The following is a 16,321-nucleotide window of genomic DNA, read 5'->3' as shown; positions in this document are numbered from 1 at the left end:
ACTTTCTCTTGCTTGCCCAAGAGAAAGTAACCAAAGAGAAGGGCACCCTGCACGGCGCCCTCCGCAGCTTCGCTGCTGCGGGTACGTGAGGGCTGGCCGGGCTTTTTGACGGGACATCCATGTCCCGTCAAAAAGGCGAGGACTCCTGTCCTCGCCCCCTTCGGGGCCTGATCGTCCAGCCCTCACCGCCGCGCCAAGGGGTTCGAAGATCAAGAGCCAGAGCAAAAGCCAGAGCAAAAGCCAGAGCAAAAGCGCACAAGCGGAACGCCGCGGGCTGCGCCGCGTGCTCTCGTTGGATCTCCGCAACGCCCTGCATCTCCCTCTCCCCTCCGAGGAGAGGGTTGGATGAGGGGCCGGGGCTCGCCTCGACGTAACAACCGCAGGCCGAGGTCATCGCCGGCGAATTCGCTTCCAACAGCCGTCATGCGCCGGTCCGGAATCGCCCCTATACTCGACCCTCAGTGCCTGTCATGGGGGCTGGCACGGATCAACAAGGACGGAACCATGGAACAGGAACGGAATTACTACGCCGCACCACAGGCTGCGGTGGACGATGTCGGGGGCTTTTCGGCGGAAGATCTGGAAGCGCGCAAGGCCGGTCGCGGACAGCGCCTGGCGGCGGTCATCCTGGATAGCGTGATCTTCGCCGTGGGTGGCGTGTTCGCCGGCATCGGCGGCGCGGCCGCCGGCAGGGGCGATGGCGGCATGGTCGCGATGGCCGTGGGCTCGCTGATCATCCTGGCCCTGATCGTGGTCAATTGCGTGTTGTTGCACCAGAACGGGCAGACCCTGGGCAAGAAGCTGCTGGGTATCAAGATCGTGCGCAGCGACGGCGGTCGCATCGGCCTGGGCCGCATCATCGGCATGCGCGTCATCCCGATGGGCCTGCTCGGCGCGATCCCCTACCTCGGCTTCCTGATCTCGCTGGTCGACTCGCTGATGATCTTCGGCGTCGAACGCCGCTGCGTCCACGACATGATCGCCGACACCATCGTCATCCAGGCCTGATGCTCGACACCCTTCGGCAGATCGAGACGCCCGAAGGGGTGTTTCTGCGCCTGCGCGCGGCCGGCGCGCTGCCGCGCGCGCAGGCGTGGACGATCGATTTCGTGCTGCGCCTGGTGGTGTTCTCCGCCGCGATGATTCCCTTGTCGCTGTTCGGCTCGGCGGGCTCGGGCGTCGGCGCGCTGCTGATGTTTGTGCTGATGTGGGCCTACGCGGTGGTGTGCGAGGTGTGGTTCGGCGGGCAGACGCTGGGCAAGCGCGCGATGGGGCTGCGCGTGGTCAGCGCGGACGGCGCGCCGGTCACCCTGGTGCCGTCGGTGCTGCGCAACCTGCTGCGCGTGGTGGACATCCTGCCCGGCGTGTACGCGGTGGGACTGGCCAGCACGCTGATCGATCCCTACGGGCGGCGCCTGGGCGATGTGATTGCCGGCACCCTGGTGATCCATGGCGGCGAACTGCCGGTCGGCAGCCAGGTGCCGAAGGTGGCGCCGATGGCGCCGCCGCCGGGGCTGGCTCCGGACGAGCAGGCGGTGATCGTGGAATTCGCCGAGCGCTGCGGGCAACTCACGCCGCAGCGCCAGCAAGAGCTTGCCGACCTGCTGCAGCCGTTGACCGGCTGCAGCGGCGAGGCCGGCGTGCAGCGCCTGCTCGGCTACGCCAACTGGCTGCTGGGGCGGACATGAAGCAGGAACGGTTCGTCGCCTTGCATCGCGAGGCCTGGAGCGAGCTGCAGCACTGGCTCGACCTGGTCGACAGCAAGCCGCGCCAGGCGCTGCGCGATGCGCGCGCGAGCGGGTTTCCGGTCGAATACCGGCGCCTGTGCCACCACCTGGCGCTGGCGCGCGCGCGCGGCTACAGCGGCGAGGTCACCGACCGCCTGCAGCGCATGGTGCAGCAGGGCCATCGCCTGCTGTACCGCCCGCCGGCGCCGCGCTGGCATCGCGCGCTCAGCTTTCTGGTCGCGGGTTTTCCGCGGCTGGTGCGCAGCGAGTGGCGCTGCATGGCGGCGGCGGCCGTGCTGTTCTTCGCGCCGGCGCTGTTCTGCCTGGTCGCGCTGCAGTTCCATCCGCAATGGGCGCATTCGATCTTCGGCAGCGCGCAGCTGGCCGAATTCGAGAAGATGTACGACCCGGCCAACCACAGGATCGGCCGCAGCAGCGGTACGGACCTGGCGATGTTCGGCCATTACGTGATGAACAACGTCAGCATCGCCTTCCGCACGTTCGCCTCGGGCCTCGCGCTCGGCGTGGGCGCGGTCTACGTGCTGGCAGCCAATGGCGTGATCATCGGCGGCGTGGCCGGCCATCTCACCCAGATGGGCTACGGCGGACCGTTCTGGCGCTTCGTCGCCGCGCACGCGGCGTTCGAGCTCACCGCCCTGGTGATCGCCGGCGGCGCGGGACTCAAGCTCGGCCTCACCCTGCTGGCGCCGGGCCGGCAGCGGCGCGGGCCGGCGATGGTGGCGGCCGGATGGATCGGCGCGCAGCTCGCGCTGGGCGCCTTCGCCATGCTGCTGATCGCTGCGGCGATCGAAGCGTTCTGGTCGTCGGTCGCGTGGTTTCCGGACCTGCTGAAATTCGGCAGCGCCGCGCTGCTGTGGCTGCTGGTGCTGGGCTGGCTGTGGCGCGGCGGCGCGCAGGCGGAGGGCGGCGATGGAGCTTGAGCGCATCACCGTCGCGCTGCGTCCGCGCACGGCGCGCGAGGCGATCGACCTTGGCGCGGCCATGCTGCGCGCGCATGCGCGGCCGGTGTGGGCGGCGTGGTTCGTGTTCAGCCTGCCGATCGCGGCGCTGTGCATCGCGACGGGCTGGCTGCTGCAGCTGCCGTGGCTGGCCACGCTGCTGATCTGGTGGCTGCTGCCGCTGTTCGACCGGGTGCCGCTGTACGTGCTGTCGCGTGCCGTGTTCGAGCGCGCGCCGCGCTGGCGCGAGACGCTGCGGGGCCAGCGGCAATGGCGCTGGGGCGGCACCATCGCCTCGATCAGCTGGCGGCGCATCGACAGCCATCGCGCCTTGCGCCTGCCGATGGAATTGCTGGAAGGACTGGCCGCGAAGCAGCGCCGCGAGCGCTGGCGCGTGTTGCGGCGGCCGATCGGCGCCGACGCGACCGGACTGGCGTTCGGCTGCCTGGAACTGGCCCTGGTGATGTTCATGGGCGCCTTTCTGTTCGTACTGCTGTTCATTCCGCCGGAGCTGCTGCCCGACTGGCTGCGCGGCTCGGTGGGCGGCGTCGCGCACCGCACGCCGGAAGTCACCGGCGCGCTGATCGCCGCCGTGGCCTACCTGGCCTGGAGCGCGATCGAACCGCTGCACGTGGCCGCCGGTTTCGCGCTCTATCTCAACCGCCGCACCCAATTGGAAGCCTGGGACGTCGACCTCGCCTTCCGCCGCCTGCGCGACCGCTGGCTCGCCGCCGGCCGCGTCGCCGCCGCCGTGCTGCTCGCGCTGGCCTGCGCCTGGCCGCATGGCGCCTGGGCGCAGAAGACCGCCGCGCCCGCCGAACACAAGGACGTCCCGGTCACCCACATCGAGGACACCTTCGCCGCGCCTGCCGGCAAGGACGACCAGCGCTTCGCCGAGGCGGCGGCGCAGGCTTTCCGCGATCCGCGTTTCGGCGGCGAGCACAAGGAACACGCCTGGATGCCGCGGCAGTGGTCGGACAAGCCCAAGGAGCTGAAGCCGGGCCCCATGCCGCTGGAAGGCATCGGCAATGCGCTGGCGCTGGGCATGAAGTGGCTGCTCCTGCTGCTGCTCGCCGCGCTGGTGGTGGCGATCGCGGTGTACGTCGCACGGCGCGCGCGCCTGCCGGTGCTGGCCGCGCCGTCGCGCCGGCAGGCGGTGCTGGACACACATCTGGAAGCCATCGAGGCGCAGGAGCGTCTGCCGGAGGACCTGGCCGGCGCCACGCAGCGCCTGTGGAGCGGTGGCCGGCGCCGGGAGGCGCTGGCCTTGCTCTATCGCGGCTGCGTGGAACAGGTGGCGACCGCTTTGCAGTTGCCGGTCGAGCCGGATGCCACCGAGGCGGATTGCCTGCGCAGCGCGCGCCGGCTGGACGACCGGCAGCAGCGCCAGCGCGCCGAGGCGATCGTGCGCGCCTGGCAGTACGCGGCGTATGCCGACCGCTATCCGCGCGACGAGGATTTCGAGCGCCTGCTCGACGGCTGGCCGGCGCGGCACGGGAGCGCGGCATGAACCGCGCGCCGATCCTGGTGATCGTCGTGGCCGCGCTGATCGCCATCGGGGCGACGGCGTTCTTCACCGCCTTCGAGCGCCGCGAAATCACCGTGCCGGCCGAGGCCAAGGGCGAGGCCAGGTACAACCGCTTCTTCGCGCTGGAGCGCACGCTGGCCAGGCTCGATATCCCGGTCAGCTCGGTCGCCACGCTGTCGCCCGAGCGCGTGCCGCTGGCGGAGGACGACATCCTGGTGCTGGGCGACGGCCTGGAGCGCATCGGCGTGGACGACGCGCAGCGCATCGCCGACTGGGTGCGCTCCGGCGGCCGGCTGGTGTTGTCGACCGGCCAGTCCGAAGACGCGGCGCATACGCCTTTGCTGGAGGCGCTGGAGGTGCTGTCGTCCAAGGCCGTGAAAGCCGGCTGCGACCGGCTCGTCGCCGACGTGAAGGACAACAGCGGCGACGGTTTCATGCTGTGCGGCCCGCGCTTCCTGCTCAACGACGAGACGGCGCAGGATCTCGACCTCGGCGTCGGCGACGACCAGCGCGGCTACTCCTTCGCGCGCTTCTTCGTCGGCGACGGCGAGGTGAGCCTGCTGTCCGACCTGGCGCCGCTGTCCAACCGCGCGCTCAGTCATCCGGCGCAGCAGCGCTTCGCCTGGCGCCTGCTGGAGCCCTCGCGCGAGGGGCACGTATGGCTGCTCTACGCGCTGGACGGTCCTTCGTTCTGGCGGGCGCTGTTCACCCGCGGGTGGCCGGGGCTGCTCGCGCTCACTGCGCTGCTGCTGGCCTGGATGGCGATGCGCGGCACGCGGCTGGGTCCGCTGATGCCGGTGCCGCCGCTGCAGCGCCGCGCGCTGCTGGAACATGTGCAGGCCGCCGGCGAGTTCCTCTATCGGCGCGACGCGGGACTGGGCCTGCACGCACTGGCCTGCCGCGCCGCGCTGGCGCGCGCGCGGCGGCTGGACCCGGTCTGCGCCGAACTGGAAGGCGAGGCACTGTACGAACGCCTCGCCGACCGCCACGGCATCGAATCCGCGCAGCTGGCGCGGGCTTTCCAGATTCCCGCGAACGCGCACGCGTTCCGTGACAGCATCACCACCCTGGCGCGACTCAGGAGCCGCCCATGACCACCGATTCCACTTCCCCCGCGCTGGCGCCGGAGCCCGCCGCACCCGCCGTGTCGGCGCTGCCGCTGGACCAGCTGGTGACGCGCATCGCCTCGCTGCGCGAGCAGGTCGCGCGCGCCTTCATCGGCCAGGAGCGGGTGTTCGACGAGGTGCTGCTGGCGCTGCTGGCCGGTGGCCACGTGCTGATCGAGGGCGTGCCGGGCCTGGGCAAGACCCTGCTGGTGCGCGCGCTGGCCGCGGCGGTGAGCTGCAGCTTCGGCCGCGTGCAGTTCACGCCCGACCTGATGCCGACCGACGTCACCGGCCACGCGATCTACGACCCCAAGGCCGAACGCTTCCAGATCCGCCGCGGCCCGGTGTTCGCCAACCTGCTGCTGGCCGACGAGATCAACCGTGCGCCGGCCAAGACCCAGGCCGCGCTGCTGGAATGCATGCAGGAAGGGCAGGTGACCATCGAGGGGCGCCGCTTCCCGCTGCCGGCGCCGTTCATGGTGGTGGCGACGCAGAACCCGATCGAGCAGGAAGGCACCTATCCGCTGCCGGAAGCGCAGTTGGACCGCTTCCTGATCAAGGTGCTGATCGACTACCCGACCCTGGACGACGAAAAGCGCATGGTCGACGAAGTGCTCAGCGGCCGCGTCGCCGCGGACCTGGACGTCTCCCGCGTGAACCCGGTGCTGAGCCAGCCGGAACTGCTCGCCCTGCAGCAGGGCGTAGCGGCGCTGCGCGTGGATGCGGCGGTGATCGATTACGCGGTGCGCATCGCCCGCGCCACCCGCGAATGGCCCGGCGTGCTCGGCGGCGCCGGCCCGCGCGGCGGCCTGGCGCTGGTGCGCCTGGCGCGCGCGCAGGCGGTGCTGGAGGGGCGCGACTTCGTCACGCCGGACGACGTGCGCCAGGTGGCGCTGCCGGCGCTGCGCCATCGCCTGCTGCTGGCGCCCGAGGCGCTGATCGAGCGGCAGCAGCCGGACGACGTGCTCAAGGCGCTGCTGCACAAGGTCGCCGCGCCCCGCCAATGATGCGTCCGGCTTCCACCCTGCTGTGGCTGCTGCTCGGCTGGACCGGGCTGGGCGTGCTGGCGGCGATCGGCTGGCTGCCGCTGGCGGCATGGCTGGCGTTCGCCGTGCTGGTGATCGTGCTGGCCGCGTTCGATGCGCGGCGCCTGCGCGCGCAGCCCAGCCCCGCGGTGCAGCGCGAACTGCCACCGGTGGTGCCGCTCGGCCCCGAGCTGGTGGTGAACCTGCGCCTGCGTCCGCAGGGCAAGCGCTCGCTCGCCTTCGAACTGCACGACCTGCATCCGGGCGGCTGGCCGGTGCGCGGCATGCCGCGCCGGCTGAGCCTGCCGCCGGGCCGCGAACTCGCGCTCGACTACGCGCTGACGCCGACCGGCCGCGGCCGCTTCGATTTCGCCGGCACCCATCTGCGCCTGCATTCGCCGTGGCGGCTGTGGACGCAGCGGCGCACCGTCGGCGAGCCGGCCGGCCTGCGCGTGTATCCGAACTTCGCGCCGCTGGCGCGCATGGCGGGCCTGAGCGTGGAAGTGGCCTCGCGCAGCGTCGGCGCGCGCCTGCAGCGTCGGCGCGGCGAAGGCACCGAGTTTCACGAGCTGCGCGATTACCGCATCGGCGACAGCCTGCGCAAGATCGACTGGAAGGCCACCGCGCGCGTGGCGCGCCTGGTCTCGCGCGAATACCGCGACGAACGCAACCAGCAGGTGGTGCTGCTGCTCGACTGCGGCCGCCGCATGCTAGCGCAGGACGACCGGCTGGCGCATTTCGACCACGTGCTCAATGCCTCGCTGGCGCTGGCCTATATCGCGCTGCGCCAGGGCGATTCGGTCGGCATGCTGGCCTGCGCCGGCGAAGACCTGCGCTGGATGCCGCCGCAGCAGGGCAACGGCGGCATGGACATGCTGCTCGGCGCCGGCTACGACCTGCAGCCGCAGGCGGTGGCCACCGACTACCTCGCGGCCGCCAGCGCCTTGCAGGCGCGGCAGCGGCGGCGCGCGTTCGTGGTGCTGGTGACGAATGTGCGCGACGAGGACGACGAAGAATTGCGCATGGCGGTGCGGCTGCTGTCGCGGCGGCACCTGGTGCTGGTGGTGAGCCTGCGCGAGCTGGCGCTGGATCAGGCGGCGGCGAACGTGGATCACGAACTCGATACCGCCATCCGCGCCGCGGCGGCGATGGATTACCTGGCGCAGCGCGATGCGATGCACGATGCGCTGCGGCGCGCGGGCGTGGCGATGCTGGATGTCAGCTGCAGCGAGCTGTCGGGTGTATTGGTGGAGCGGTATCTCGCCGTGAAACGAGCGGGCCGCCTCTAGCCGGCGTAGGTTGGGGTGAGCCGCAGGCGAACCCCAACAGGCCTTGCATGTGGTCGCGATGTTGGGGTTCGCCTGCGGCTCACCCCAACCTACGCCGTCAGGTATCGTCTCCGTAATCGATCGCCACCACCTCCACCCTCAAATCCCCCGCCGGCCGCTGCCACGTCACCTCCTCGCCAATCCGCGCCCCGATCAACGCCCGCGCCAACGGCGACACATAACTGACCAGCCCGCGCTCCACATCCGCCTCGTCCTCGCCGACGATGCGATACGTACGCTCGCCTTCCTCCGCCGAATCCACCGTCACTCCCGCGCCGAACGCCACCCGGTCGCGCGGCTGCTGCGCCAGGTCGATCTCGATCGCGCCGGCCACGCGCGCCTTCAGCCAGCGCAGTTCGCGTTCCACCGCGGCCAGCTCGCTCTGCTGCGCCAGCGTCTGCTCGCCGGCCTTCAAGGCATCGCGCCGCGCCTGTGCCGCGTCCAGGCGCCCGCGCAGCAGCTCCAGGCCATGCGGGGTGACGTAGTTGGGATGCTCGCTCAGCGGGATTTCCGGCAACGCGTCGCCGGCGTCGTCGGTGTCCTTCACGAAGGCACGGCTCATGACATTCTCCTGCGCCCCGGGACGCGGGGCGCCATGCTTGGTCTATCCATCGACATGGCGCCGGCGCGACCGCGGCTCAAGCGCCGGACGGTCGCGATGCGTCAGATGTGAAGGCGCCGTCAGTCTTCCTCGGCGTGCGGCTTCCAGGCCTCGCTGAGCTGTTTCTGCACCGGCGGCGGCACCGGCTCGTAATGACTCAGGTCCAGGCTGTAGCGGCCGCGACCGCCGGTGACCGCCTTCAGTTCGGAGGGATAGTCGATCAGCTCGGCCAGCGGCGCCTGCGCCTTGATCACCAGCTCGCCGCCGCGCTGCGCATCGGTGCCGAGGATGCGCGCGCGCTTGCCGGCCAGGCCGCCGGTGACGTCGCCCACGTTCGCCTCGGGAATCGCCACCTCCACATCCACGATCGGCTCCAGCACGATCGGACGCGCCTTGCCGACGGCATCCAGGAAAGCCTTCTTGCCTGCGGAGACAAAGGCCACTTCCTTGGAATCCACCGGGTGGTACTTGCCGTCGTACACGGTCACGCGCAGATCCTGCATCGGATAGCCGGCCACCGCGCCGTTCTCCATCGCCTGGCGCACGCCTTTCTCGATCGCCGGCAGGAACTGGTTGGGAATCACGCCGCCTTTCACCTCGTCGACGAACTGGAAACCCGCGCCGCGGTCCAGCGGTTCCACGCGCAGGAATACTTCGCCGAACTGGCCCGCGCCGCCGGTCTGCTTCTTGTGGCGGTGATGGCCTTCGGCGCGGCTGGCGATGGTTTCGCGATAGGCCACGCGCGGCGGGTGGGTGATCACCTCCACGCCGTAGCGCTCCTTCATGCGTTCCAGCATCACCTTCAGGTGCAGGTCGGACAGGCCGCGCACCACGGTCTCGTTGAGTTCCTTGTGATGCTCGACGCGGAAGCAGGGATCTTCCTCGGCCAGCCGCGACAGCGCCTGCGAAAGCTTCTGCTCCTGGCCCTTGTGCTTCGGTTCCAGGGCCAGGCCGAACATCGGTTGCGGAAAGCGCAGGGGCGCCAGGTGGATCAGGTCCTCGTCGTGCGAATCGTGCAGCACGGCATCGAAATGGATTTCCTCTACTTTCGCCACCGCGGCGATGTCGCCCGGGATCGCCTGCTCGATCTCCACGTGCTGCTTGCCGTTGAGCCGGAACAGATGGCCGACCTTGAACGGCTTGCGGCCGTCGTCGATGAACAGCTGCGTATCGCGGCGGATGGTGCCTTGCCACACGCGGAACACGCCGAGCTTGCCCACGAACGGATCGTTGACGATCTTGAACACGTCGGCGATCACGTGCCTTGCCGGATCGGCGCCGACCTCGATGCTTTCGTCCTTCACGTTGAGGAACGGCGGCGGATTGCCTTCGGCGGGATTGGGCAGCAGGCGTTCGGCCAGTTCCAGGAATTCGGCCACGCCCGCGCCGGTGCGCGCGCTGACGAAGCAGATCGGCACCAGGTGGCCTTCGCGCAGGCACTGCTCGAAGGCATCGTGCAGCTGCTGCGGGGTGAGCGCTTCCTCGCCGGCATCGAGGTAGGAGCCCATCACGGCTTCGTTGATTTCCACCACCTGGTCGAGGATGCGCTGGTGCGCTTGGGCCAGCGAGGAGAAATCGGTGGCGCCATCGTTGTGGAAGAAACAGTCCAGCACCTTGGCGCCGCTGTCGGCAGGCAGGTTCACCGGCAGGCATTCGGCGCCGAATTCCTCGCGCAGCGCCTCGACCAGCGCCTCCAGGCGCGCGACGTCGGTGTCGATCTTGTTGACCAGCAGCACGCGGGCGAGGCCGCGTTCCCTGGCGCGCTCCATCATGCGGCGGGTGCCGTATTCGATGCCGTTGGCGGCGTTGACCACGATGGCGACGGTCTCGACCGCGGCGAAGGCCGACAGCGCGGCGCCGCGGAAGTCCGCGTAGCCGGCGGTATCGATCAGGTTGACATGGCAGCGCGGACGATCGATCGCGGCCAGGCAGCTGTCGATGGAATGGCCGCGGGTCTTTTCCTGCGGATCGGTATCGGACTGCGTGCTGCCGCGTTCCACCGAGCCCTGCGTCTGGATGGCGCCGCCTGCATGCAGCAGGGCCTCGAACAAGGTGGTCTTGCCGGAACCGGCATGGCCGGCGAGCGCGATGTTGCGGATGGTTTCCGTGTTGTACGACACGATGCGACCCTCCTCTGCTGAAGCCGGAGGCGCGGGTCCTGCGGTCGTCGACAGTCGGCGCCGCACGACACCGCGCATGGCGGCTGACGATGGCGGGGCGTCATGGCGAGTCCGGGCGTCGGGGACGCGGGGGCGGTCATGGCGGGGTACGGCGCGGGGCGCCGTCCGCATAGCCTTGAGCGAGGGGACGGCGGGGTCAAGCTGCAGCGCGGGGAACCACGACGGATGGGATTTGTCTTGGATGGGTTGTGCGCGGACCATCCGCGCTTTGCCCCGCTTTCAGGTCGCCCGCCATCGAACACGCACCGCAGGTCGAACATCACCGCTGGAACGCGCCGGACGGACGCGACCGTGGCCTGGCTCCGCTGGACGGTCCCACCCGCGCGCTGCTGCACGAGCTGCGCTGGCGCCGGCCTCAGCGCGACCGGCGGCGTTTCTGGGGCGGCATGGCGCTGGCGCTGCTCCTGCACGTGGTCTTCATCGGCATCACCTGGTGGGAAATGCAGCCGCGGCCCGGCGAGCCGCTGCCTCCGCCCCGGGCTGGCGACGCCCTGCAGGTGCGCTTCATTCCCCGCGGCGAATCGCAGGCCGCGCCGCCACCGCCCGCCGAGGCGTTGCCGCCGCCACCGTCCGTGCCGCGCGTGGCGCCGGTGCGCGAGCCGCCGGCCAAGAACGCGATGACGGCCAGCCTGCCCACTCCTGCGCCGGCCCCGGCCACCAGTGTCGCCACGGCGGCGCCGCGCCTGTTCGGTCCGGATGGCCGGCCGCTGCTGCCCTCGACCCAGCCGGCGCGGGCCTCCACCGCCGGTTATGTCGAGCGCGGCGTGGTGGGCGACAGCCAGGTGATGCGGCACGACAACCCGGTGAAATACCAGGCCACGCGTTTCGACAAGGACTGGAACAAGGGCAATGCGCTCGACAGCGCGCTCAAGCGCGTGGTCGACGCGACCACGGTGAAGAAGACCGTGACCCTGGCGCCCGGGCTGCGCATCCACTGCGCGGTCGCGCTGGCCGCGCTGGCCGGCGGTTGCGGCGGCGATCCGCCGCCGCCGCCCTCGGCCAAAGATGGCGACTTCCGCCTCAGCATGGCGCCGGCCCGTTCGCTGGCGCCGGAGCCGAACCCGCCGGCGCCGCCGAGCGAAGAGGAGTGCATCAAGATCTATCGGGACGGCAAGCCGTTGCCGTATGGATGTCCGGTGGATACGCCCACCCGCTCGGTGGATGCCGAATTGAAGCTGCACGCGCCGAAAGAAACGCATCCGTAGGTTGGGGTTCGCCTGTGGCTCACTCCAACCTGCGCCCGGCTGGCGGGCCCGCCCGCTACACTGCGCGCCATGTCGCCAGCCGCCCCGGAACCCTCCCGCGCCATCGTCTCGCTGCCTTCGCCGCGTGACGCAGCGACGCGTGCGGCGGTCTACCGCAATCGCCGCAAGGACCGTCCGCGCGACCGCCTGCTGCGCGTGCTGGGCCTGGTCGGCACGCTGCTGGTGCACCTGATCGTGCTGTTCAGCGCCATCCTCGGCCCGGCCTACGACCTGGCGGAGCCGCCGGAGGAACACAGCGCCCCACTGCAGGTGCGCCTGATCGAAAAGAAGAAAGACGAGCCGCCGCCTCCGCCGCCGGTGCGCGGCACGCCGCCGAAGGAAGTCGGACCCGTGCGCAAGGCTGGCGGTGCGCCCGCGGTGGCGCGCACGCGGCGCGAGAGCAGCAGTTCCACCCGCGTCGAGGCGGATCTCGCGCCGGTGCCGGTGCCGGCGGTGGAGACGCCGGTGATCGTGGTGAAGGCGCGCCCCAGCGCGCCGAAGCCCGAAGCGGTCGCCGCGCCGCGTCCCGCGGTGACCTTGCCCAAGCCGTCGCCCGCGCCGGAAATGCAGCCCGTGCCGACCAGCGCCGAGCCGCCGCAGGTCACGCTGGAGACGCCGCCCGCGCCGCAGCCGGTGCCGCCGAAGTTCCAGCCCGAGCCGGTACGCAAGGCGCAGGCCGAAGGCACCGCGCCGATGCCGCCGCCGGCCTCGCTGGCGCTGCCCGACGTGCCGGCGCAGTCCGCGCCGCAGGTGAGCGCGCCGACCATCGCGATGGAACACGCGGTGCCCAAGCCCACGCCGCCCAGTCCTCCGCAGGCGATCCGCGCCGAAACCGTCGCCGCGCCTGCCGAACCGGAACTGCAGGCGGTGCCGCTGCCGGCGCAGGCCGCGCCGACGGTGAACCTGCAGGCCCAGTCCACCAGCACCGCCGTGGTGCCGCGCGAACAGCAGCGCATCCAGGCGCCTTCGATCCGCGTGGCCGAAGCCGAACTGGAAGCGGTGCCGCTGCCCGACAACGCGCGTCCCAGCCTTGACCGTCCGCAGGCGCCGCCGGTGCAGACGCTGGCGCCGCAGTCCGTCGCCATCGACAACAAGCCTGCGCTGGAACGCCCGCAGCTCCAGGCCGCGCCGTCGCCGGCGCAAGCCGCGCCATCCACCAGCCAGCAGGCCGCACCCGCGGAAAGCCAGGCCGCCAGCTCCACCGCCGGCCCCAAGGCCAGCACGCCGACCGGCGCAACGGCCAGCGCCGAAAGCGGCAAGAGCAGCGCGCCGAACGCCACCCCGCAAGGCAGCGAGAGCGGTACGCCCGGCGCCTCGCCCAACGGCGTCGCCGCTTCGCCCGGCGGTCCCGGCAAGAGCGGCCTGAACCTGTCGCTGCCGCCGGGGCAGGGCACCGGGCAGGGCAATGGCAAGCAGGGCGGCGGCGAAGGCCAGAACGGCCTCGCCGGCAACTACATCCAGCTGCAGCCGCGCGGCAACAGCGAAATCATGGAGCACCGCGCGCCGAACATCGGCTACAAGTCCACGCGTTTCGAGAAGGACTGGACGCCGGAGGGCGAGAGCTCGATCGACACCGCGCTGCGCCATGCGGTGGAGAAGACCACCGTGCGCCACACCTTCCACCTGCCGCGCGGCGTGCGCGTGGAGTGCGTGGTGATGCCGCTGTTCCCGGTGGGGCTGTTCGGCTGCGGCAATGGCGATCCGCCGCCGAAGCCGGTGGACGACAAGGTGTACGAGCGGATGGTGCTGGCGCCGGCCAATCCGCTGGTGCCGCCGGCGCCGGCGGCTTCTGCGGCTGCCGTCGCTGCGCCGATCAAGCTGGACAACAGCGCGCAGTGCGCGACGGCGAGAGTGAGCGGCGGTCCGTTGCCGCCGGGGTGCGTGGACGATCGCCTGCCGGCGGGGCGCGCGGCGCCGGCGAAGGCATCCACCTCGTCATGGGTGCCGGCGAGCGATCAGTTTCACTGATCCGCCCCCGCCGTAGGTTGGGGTGAGCCACAGGCGAACCCCAACAAACGTCACGAAGTGCCTCAGCGCCTGTTGGGGTTCGCCTGCGGCTCACCCCAACCTACGGCGGCGTTGCGTTGCCGGCATTACTTGAAGTCGATCGCCACGCGCGCGAACCACGACGCGCCATTCAGGCCGAACTGCACCGCTTCGTACTTGAAGCCGTTGTCGGTCTCGTTCGGATCCTGCCTGGTCGGGAACTTGTCGAAGATATTCGAGCCGCCCACGGTCAGCTTGATCTGATCGTTGAAGTGATAGGTGAGCGCCACGTCGGCTGATGTCTTGTCCGCATAGTGCTGATTGGGCACCGGCGGTCCACTGAAGGTGCCCAGCGTCATCGGGCCGAAGTAGATGAACTTCCAGCTCGCTTCCCATGCGCCGCGGGCGTAGTCGAAGCCGAGGATCGCCTTCGAGCTCGGTGCGCCGTCTTCCAGGAACAGGCGTTCGCGCTCGGACAGCAGCACGTCCTCGCGGCCTTCGAGGGCCGGCGGTGCGTGGATCTTCTTGACGCGGGTGAACGAGCGGTTGAAGCCGAAGTTGGTGCGCAGCGTGCCGCCGCCCAGTTCCATGCGGTGGCTGGCGGTGAAGTCCAGGCCCTTGGTGCTGGTGTCGACCGAGTTGACGAAGAACTGCGCCTCGCCCACGCCCAGCTGTTGCAGGGTCGCGCCGATGTTCGGGTCGGTGGTGTCGAAGCGGCCGCTGAGCACGATGCGGTCGTCGATATCGATGCGATAGCCGTCCAGGGTGAACTGCAGGTCGTTGCCCGGCGACCAGGTGGCGCCCAGCGTGTAGCTCTTGGACTTCTCTTCCTTCAATGGCGGAATGCCCGCGGCGTTGGCGATCGCGCCGCCGTTCGGCGCCAGCACCACGTCGACCGGCTGGCCGCTGACGAAGTCGGTGAAGGTCGAGGAGAACCAGCGCTGCTGCAGCGACGGCGCACGGAAGCCGGTCGACACCGAGCCGCGCAGCAGCAGCTTGTCGGTGGCGTGGTAGGCGCCGGCCAGCTTGCCGGTGGTGGTGGAGCCGAAATCGCTGTAGTGCTCGTAGCGCACCGCGGCGTCGGTGAGGAAGCGTTCCGTCCAGTCGGTTTCCACGTCGGCATAGGCCGCGTAGCTGTGGCGGCTCTGGTTGGTGGCGTCGCCGGGCTGGAAGCCGGGGAAACCCTGGCTGCCGGCATTGCCGCCGCCGGGGCCGTCGGCGTCGATGTACGAGCCGGGCTCGCCGGGGGTGATGCGGTAGTTCTCGCGGCGGTATTCCGCGCCGAACGCCACGTTGAGGCCGTGCAGGATGTCGCCGTAGTAGCGCGACAGATCCAGGTTGGTGGTTTCCTGCTCGAAGGAGAAGCCGCCGGCGTGGAAGCGGTCGGGACTCAAGCCCGCGCCGCCGGCCAGCAGGTCGGCGTTGGCGATGGAGGCGTTGAGCGTGTTGCTGATGATGTCCTGCAGCGAGTTGTAGCCGTAGGTCTGCGACAGGTCCGCGCGCCAGTCGCCGAAGTTGTCCCACACGCCGAGGATGGCGTAGCGGTCCTTGATCGAGCCGTTGATGTACGGCACGAAGCCGTCCGGATACATCGCCGCCGAGTTGCGCGAGGGAATGTCGTCCGAGCCGAGGCCGCCGCGCGCGAACGCCGCGGAGGAGGCCGAGCGGTTCTGGATGCCGCCGGTGAAGTACAGGTGCGCCGATTCGGCCACCGGCACTTCGCCGTTGACGTACAGCGTCTCGTTGTCGACCTTGGTGTCGCCGATGGTGCGCGGATCGCCCGGGTCGGAACGGTTGGAGCGCCCGCGCTTCTGCCACTCGCCGGTGACGCCGACGCTGCCGCCGTTGTCGAAGCGGAAGCCGCAATAGGCCGAGGTGAGGTAGTTCTTGCCGTCGCCGCGGGTGTATTCGCCGAAGCCGGCCACGCTTTCGCAGCCGGGGCTTTTCTTCAGCACGATATTCATCACGCCGGCGATGGCGTCCGAGCCGTACTGCGCGGCGGCGCCGTCGCGCAGCACTTCCACGCGTTCGATCGCCAGTGCCGGAATCGCATTGAGGTCGGTGCCGGTATTGCCGCGGTTGCGTGCGCCGAACAGGTTCACCAGCGCCACGCTGTGGCGGCGCTTGCCGTTCTCCAGCACCAGGGTCTGGTCCGAGCCCAGGCCGCGCAGCGCGGCGGAGTCGACCAGGTCGGCGTTGTCCGAGCCGGTCTGTCGCACCGAGGTGAACGAAGGCACGGTGTACTGCAGGTTCTGCGCGAGATCGAATTGCGGGCTCTGCTCGGCGAGCTTCTGCATCGGGATCACATCGACCGGCACAGGCGTTTCCGTTTCCGAACCGCCGACGCGGCGCGAACCGAGCACGGTCACGCCTTCGAGATTGGTGGCTTTCTTCTGGTCCGCCGCTGGCGCGTTGGCGTCGGCGCTCTTGGCATCCTGGGCCGCCGCGGTGGCGGCAAAACCCATCATGGCCATGGCAACGGCCGTGCACAGCAGTGTCTTGCGCGAGTAATGCATTCCACCCTCCCCGGTGAATGTGGATCCCCCCGGGCGAGACTAAGCGACGCATGCGCCGGCTGAAAACCTGCGCAGCGCACATTGTGGACGATGTCAGCTATGCGCAAGCTTGAAAGGTAGG

General features: G+C 70.3%; 12 protein-coding genes. 9 read left to right on the top strand and 3 right to left on the bottom strand.

Going from position 1 to position 16,321, the window contains the following annotated elements:
* Window positions 1-504 precede the first annotated feature (504 nt).
* From BM172_RS20095 to BM172_RS20065, 7 genes are read left to right on the top strand one after another with little or no spacing between them, the layout of a single operon-like run.
* Window positions 505-1,008, top strand: a complete 504-nt coding sequence (locus BM172_RS20095) for an RDD family protein (RefSeq protein WP_035324211.1) — start codon at window positions 505-507, stop codon at window positions 1,006-1,008.
* Window positions 1,008-1,688, top strand: a complete 681-nt coding sequence (locus BM172_RS20090; protein ID WP_026636879.1) for an RDD family protein — start codon at window positions 1,008-1,010, stop codon at window positions 1,686-1,688. The genes BM172_RS20095 and BM172_RS20090 overlap by 1 nt, the downstream gene beginning before the upstream one ends.
* Entirely contained in the window at window positions 1,685-2,668 is a 984-nt protein-coding gene (locus BM172_RS20085) for a stage II sporulation protein M (protein WP_026636878.1), read from the top strand. Before BM172_RS20090 ends, BM172_RS20085 begins: the two co-directional genes overlap by 4 nt.
* Window positions 2,658-4,196 (top strand): hypothetical protein, encoded by a 1,539-nt coding sequence (locus tag BM172_RS20080; RefSeq protein WP_026636877.1) that lies wholly within the window; start codon window positions 2,658-2,660, stop codon window positions 4,194-4,196. Before BM172_RS20085 ends, BM172_RS20080 begins: the two co-directional genes overlap by 11 nt.
* Window positions 4,193-5,308 (top strand): DUF4350 domain-containing protein, encoded by a 1,116-nt coding sequence (locus tag BM172_RS20075; protein ID WP_026636876.1) that lies wholly within the window; start codon window positions 4,193-4,195, stop codon window positions 5,306-5,308. The genes BM172_RS20080 and BM172_RS20075 overlap by 4 nt, the downstream gene beginning before the upstream one ends.
* Window positions 5,305-6,327 carry an AAA family ATPase gene (locus BM172_RS20070; protein WP_035324209.1) on the top strand — a complete coding sequence of 341 codons (1,023 nt, stop codon included), beginning with the start codon at window positions 5,305-5,307 and terminating at the stop codon, window positions 6,325-6,327. The genes BM172_RS20075 and BM172_RS20070 overlap by 4 nt, the downstream gene beginning before the upstream one ends.
* On the top strand, window positions 6,327-7,634 hold the full coding sequence (locus tag BM172_RS20065) for a DUF58 domain-containing protein (protein ID WP_026636874.1): 1,308 nt from the start codon (window positions 6,327-6,329) through the stop codon (window positions 7,632-7,634). Before BM172_RS20070 ends, BM172_RS20065 begins: the two co-directional genes overlap by 1 nt.
* Before the next feature lie 97 nt (window positions 7,635-7,731).
* On the opposite strand, the gene BM172_RS20060 is transcribed toward BM172_RS20065, so the two are convergent.
* Both BM172_RS20060 and fusA read right to left on the bottom strand, forming a co-directional pair.
* Window positions 7,732-8,235 carry a GreA/GreB family elongation factor gene (locus BM172_RS20060; protein ID WP_026636873.1) on the bottom strand — a complete coding sequence of 168 codons (504 nt, stop codon included), beginning with the start codon at window positions 8,233-8,235 and terminating at the stop codon, window positions 7,732-7,734.
* Between the two features lie 119 nt (window positions 8,236-8,354).
* Window positions 8,355-10,394: an elongation factor G gene (fusA, locus tag BM172_RS20055; protein WP_026636872.1), complete on the bottom strand. Its 2,040-nt coding sequence runs from the start codon at window positions 10,392-10,394 to the stop codon at window positions 8,355-8,357.
* A gap of 248 nt (window positions 10,395-10,642) precedes the next feature.
* On the opposite strand from fusA, the gene BM172_RS20050 reads away from it, so the two are divergent.
* On the top strand, window positions 10,643-11,659 hold the full coding sequence (locus tag BM172_RS20050; RefSeq protein ID WP_155964751.1) for a hypothetical protein: 1,017 nt from the start codon (window positions 10,643-10,645) through the stop codon (window positions 11,657-11,659).
* Window positions 11,660-11,728: 69 nt separating this feature from the next.
* Window positions 11,729-13,666, top strand: coding sequence for a hypothetical protein (locus BM172_RS20045; RefSeq protein WP_051549178.1), 1,938 nt, complete (start codon window positions 11,729-11,731; stop codon window positions 13,664-13,666).
* Between the two features lie 125 nt (window positions 13,667-13,791).
* On the opposite strand, the gene BM172_RS20040 is transcribed toward BM172_RS20045, so the two are convergent.
* Entirely contained in the window at window positions 13,792-16,200 is a 2,409-nt protein-coding gene (locus tag BM172_RS20040; protein WP_026636869.1) for a TonB-dependent receptor plug domain-containing protein, read from the bottom strand.
* Between the last annotated feature and the right edge of the window lie 121 nt (window positions 16,201-16,321).

This window comes from Dyella marensis, from assembly GCF_900112865.1.
Lineage (GTDB): Bacteria > Pseudomonadota > Gammaproteobacteria > Xanthomonadales > Rhodanobacteraceae > Dyella_D > Dyella_D marensis_A.
The sequence above is the reverse complement of the archived record's forward strand: the minus strand, read 5'-3'. Positions and strand labels throughout refer to the sequence as shown.

Excerpts from the sequence above, each read along its gene's own strand:
- BM172_RS20085 (WP_026636878.1), top strand. The coding sequence starts at position 1,685 with ATGAAGCAGGAACGGTTCGTCGCCTTGCATCGCGAGGCCTGGAGCGAG.
- BM172_RS20065 (WP_026636874.1), top strand. The coding sequence starts at position 6,327 with ATGCGTCCGGCTTCCACCCTGCTGTGGCTGCTGCTCGGCTGGACCGGG.
- BM172_RS20040 (WP_026636869.1), bottom strand. The coding sequence starts at position 16,200 with ATGCATTACTCGCGCAAGACACTGCTGTGCACGGCCGTTGCCATGGCC.
- BM172_RS20045 (WP_051549178.1), top strand. The coding sequence starts at position 11,729 with ATGTCGCCAGCCGCCCCGGAACCCTCCCGCGCCATCGTCTCGCTGCCT.
- BM172_RS20090 (WP_026636879.1), top strand. The coding sequence starts at position 1,008 with ATGCTCGACACCCTTCGGCAGATCGAGACGCCCGAAGGGGTGTTTCTG.
- BM172_RS20075 (WP_026636876.1), top strand. The coding sequence starts at position 4,193 with ATGAACCGCGCGCCGATCCTGGTGATCGTCGTGGCCGCGCTGATCGCC.
- BM172_RS20060 (WP_026636873.1), bottom strand. The coding sequence starts at position 8,235 with ATGAGCCGTGCCTTCGTGAAGGACACCGACGACGCCGGCGACGCGTTG.
- BM172_RS20080 (WP_026636877.1), top strand. The coding sequence starts at position 2,658 with ATGGAGCTTGAGCGCATCACCGTCGCGCTGCGTCCGCGCACGGCGCGC.
- BM172_RS20095 (WP_035324211.1), top strand. The coding sequence starts at position 505 with ATGGAACAGGAACGGAATTACTACGCCGCACCACAGGCTGCGGTGGAC.
- BM172_RS20070 (WP_035324209.1), top strand. The coding sequence starts at position 5,305 with ATGACCACCGATTCCACTTCCCCCGCGCTGGCGCCGGAGCCCGCCGCA.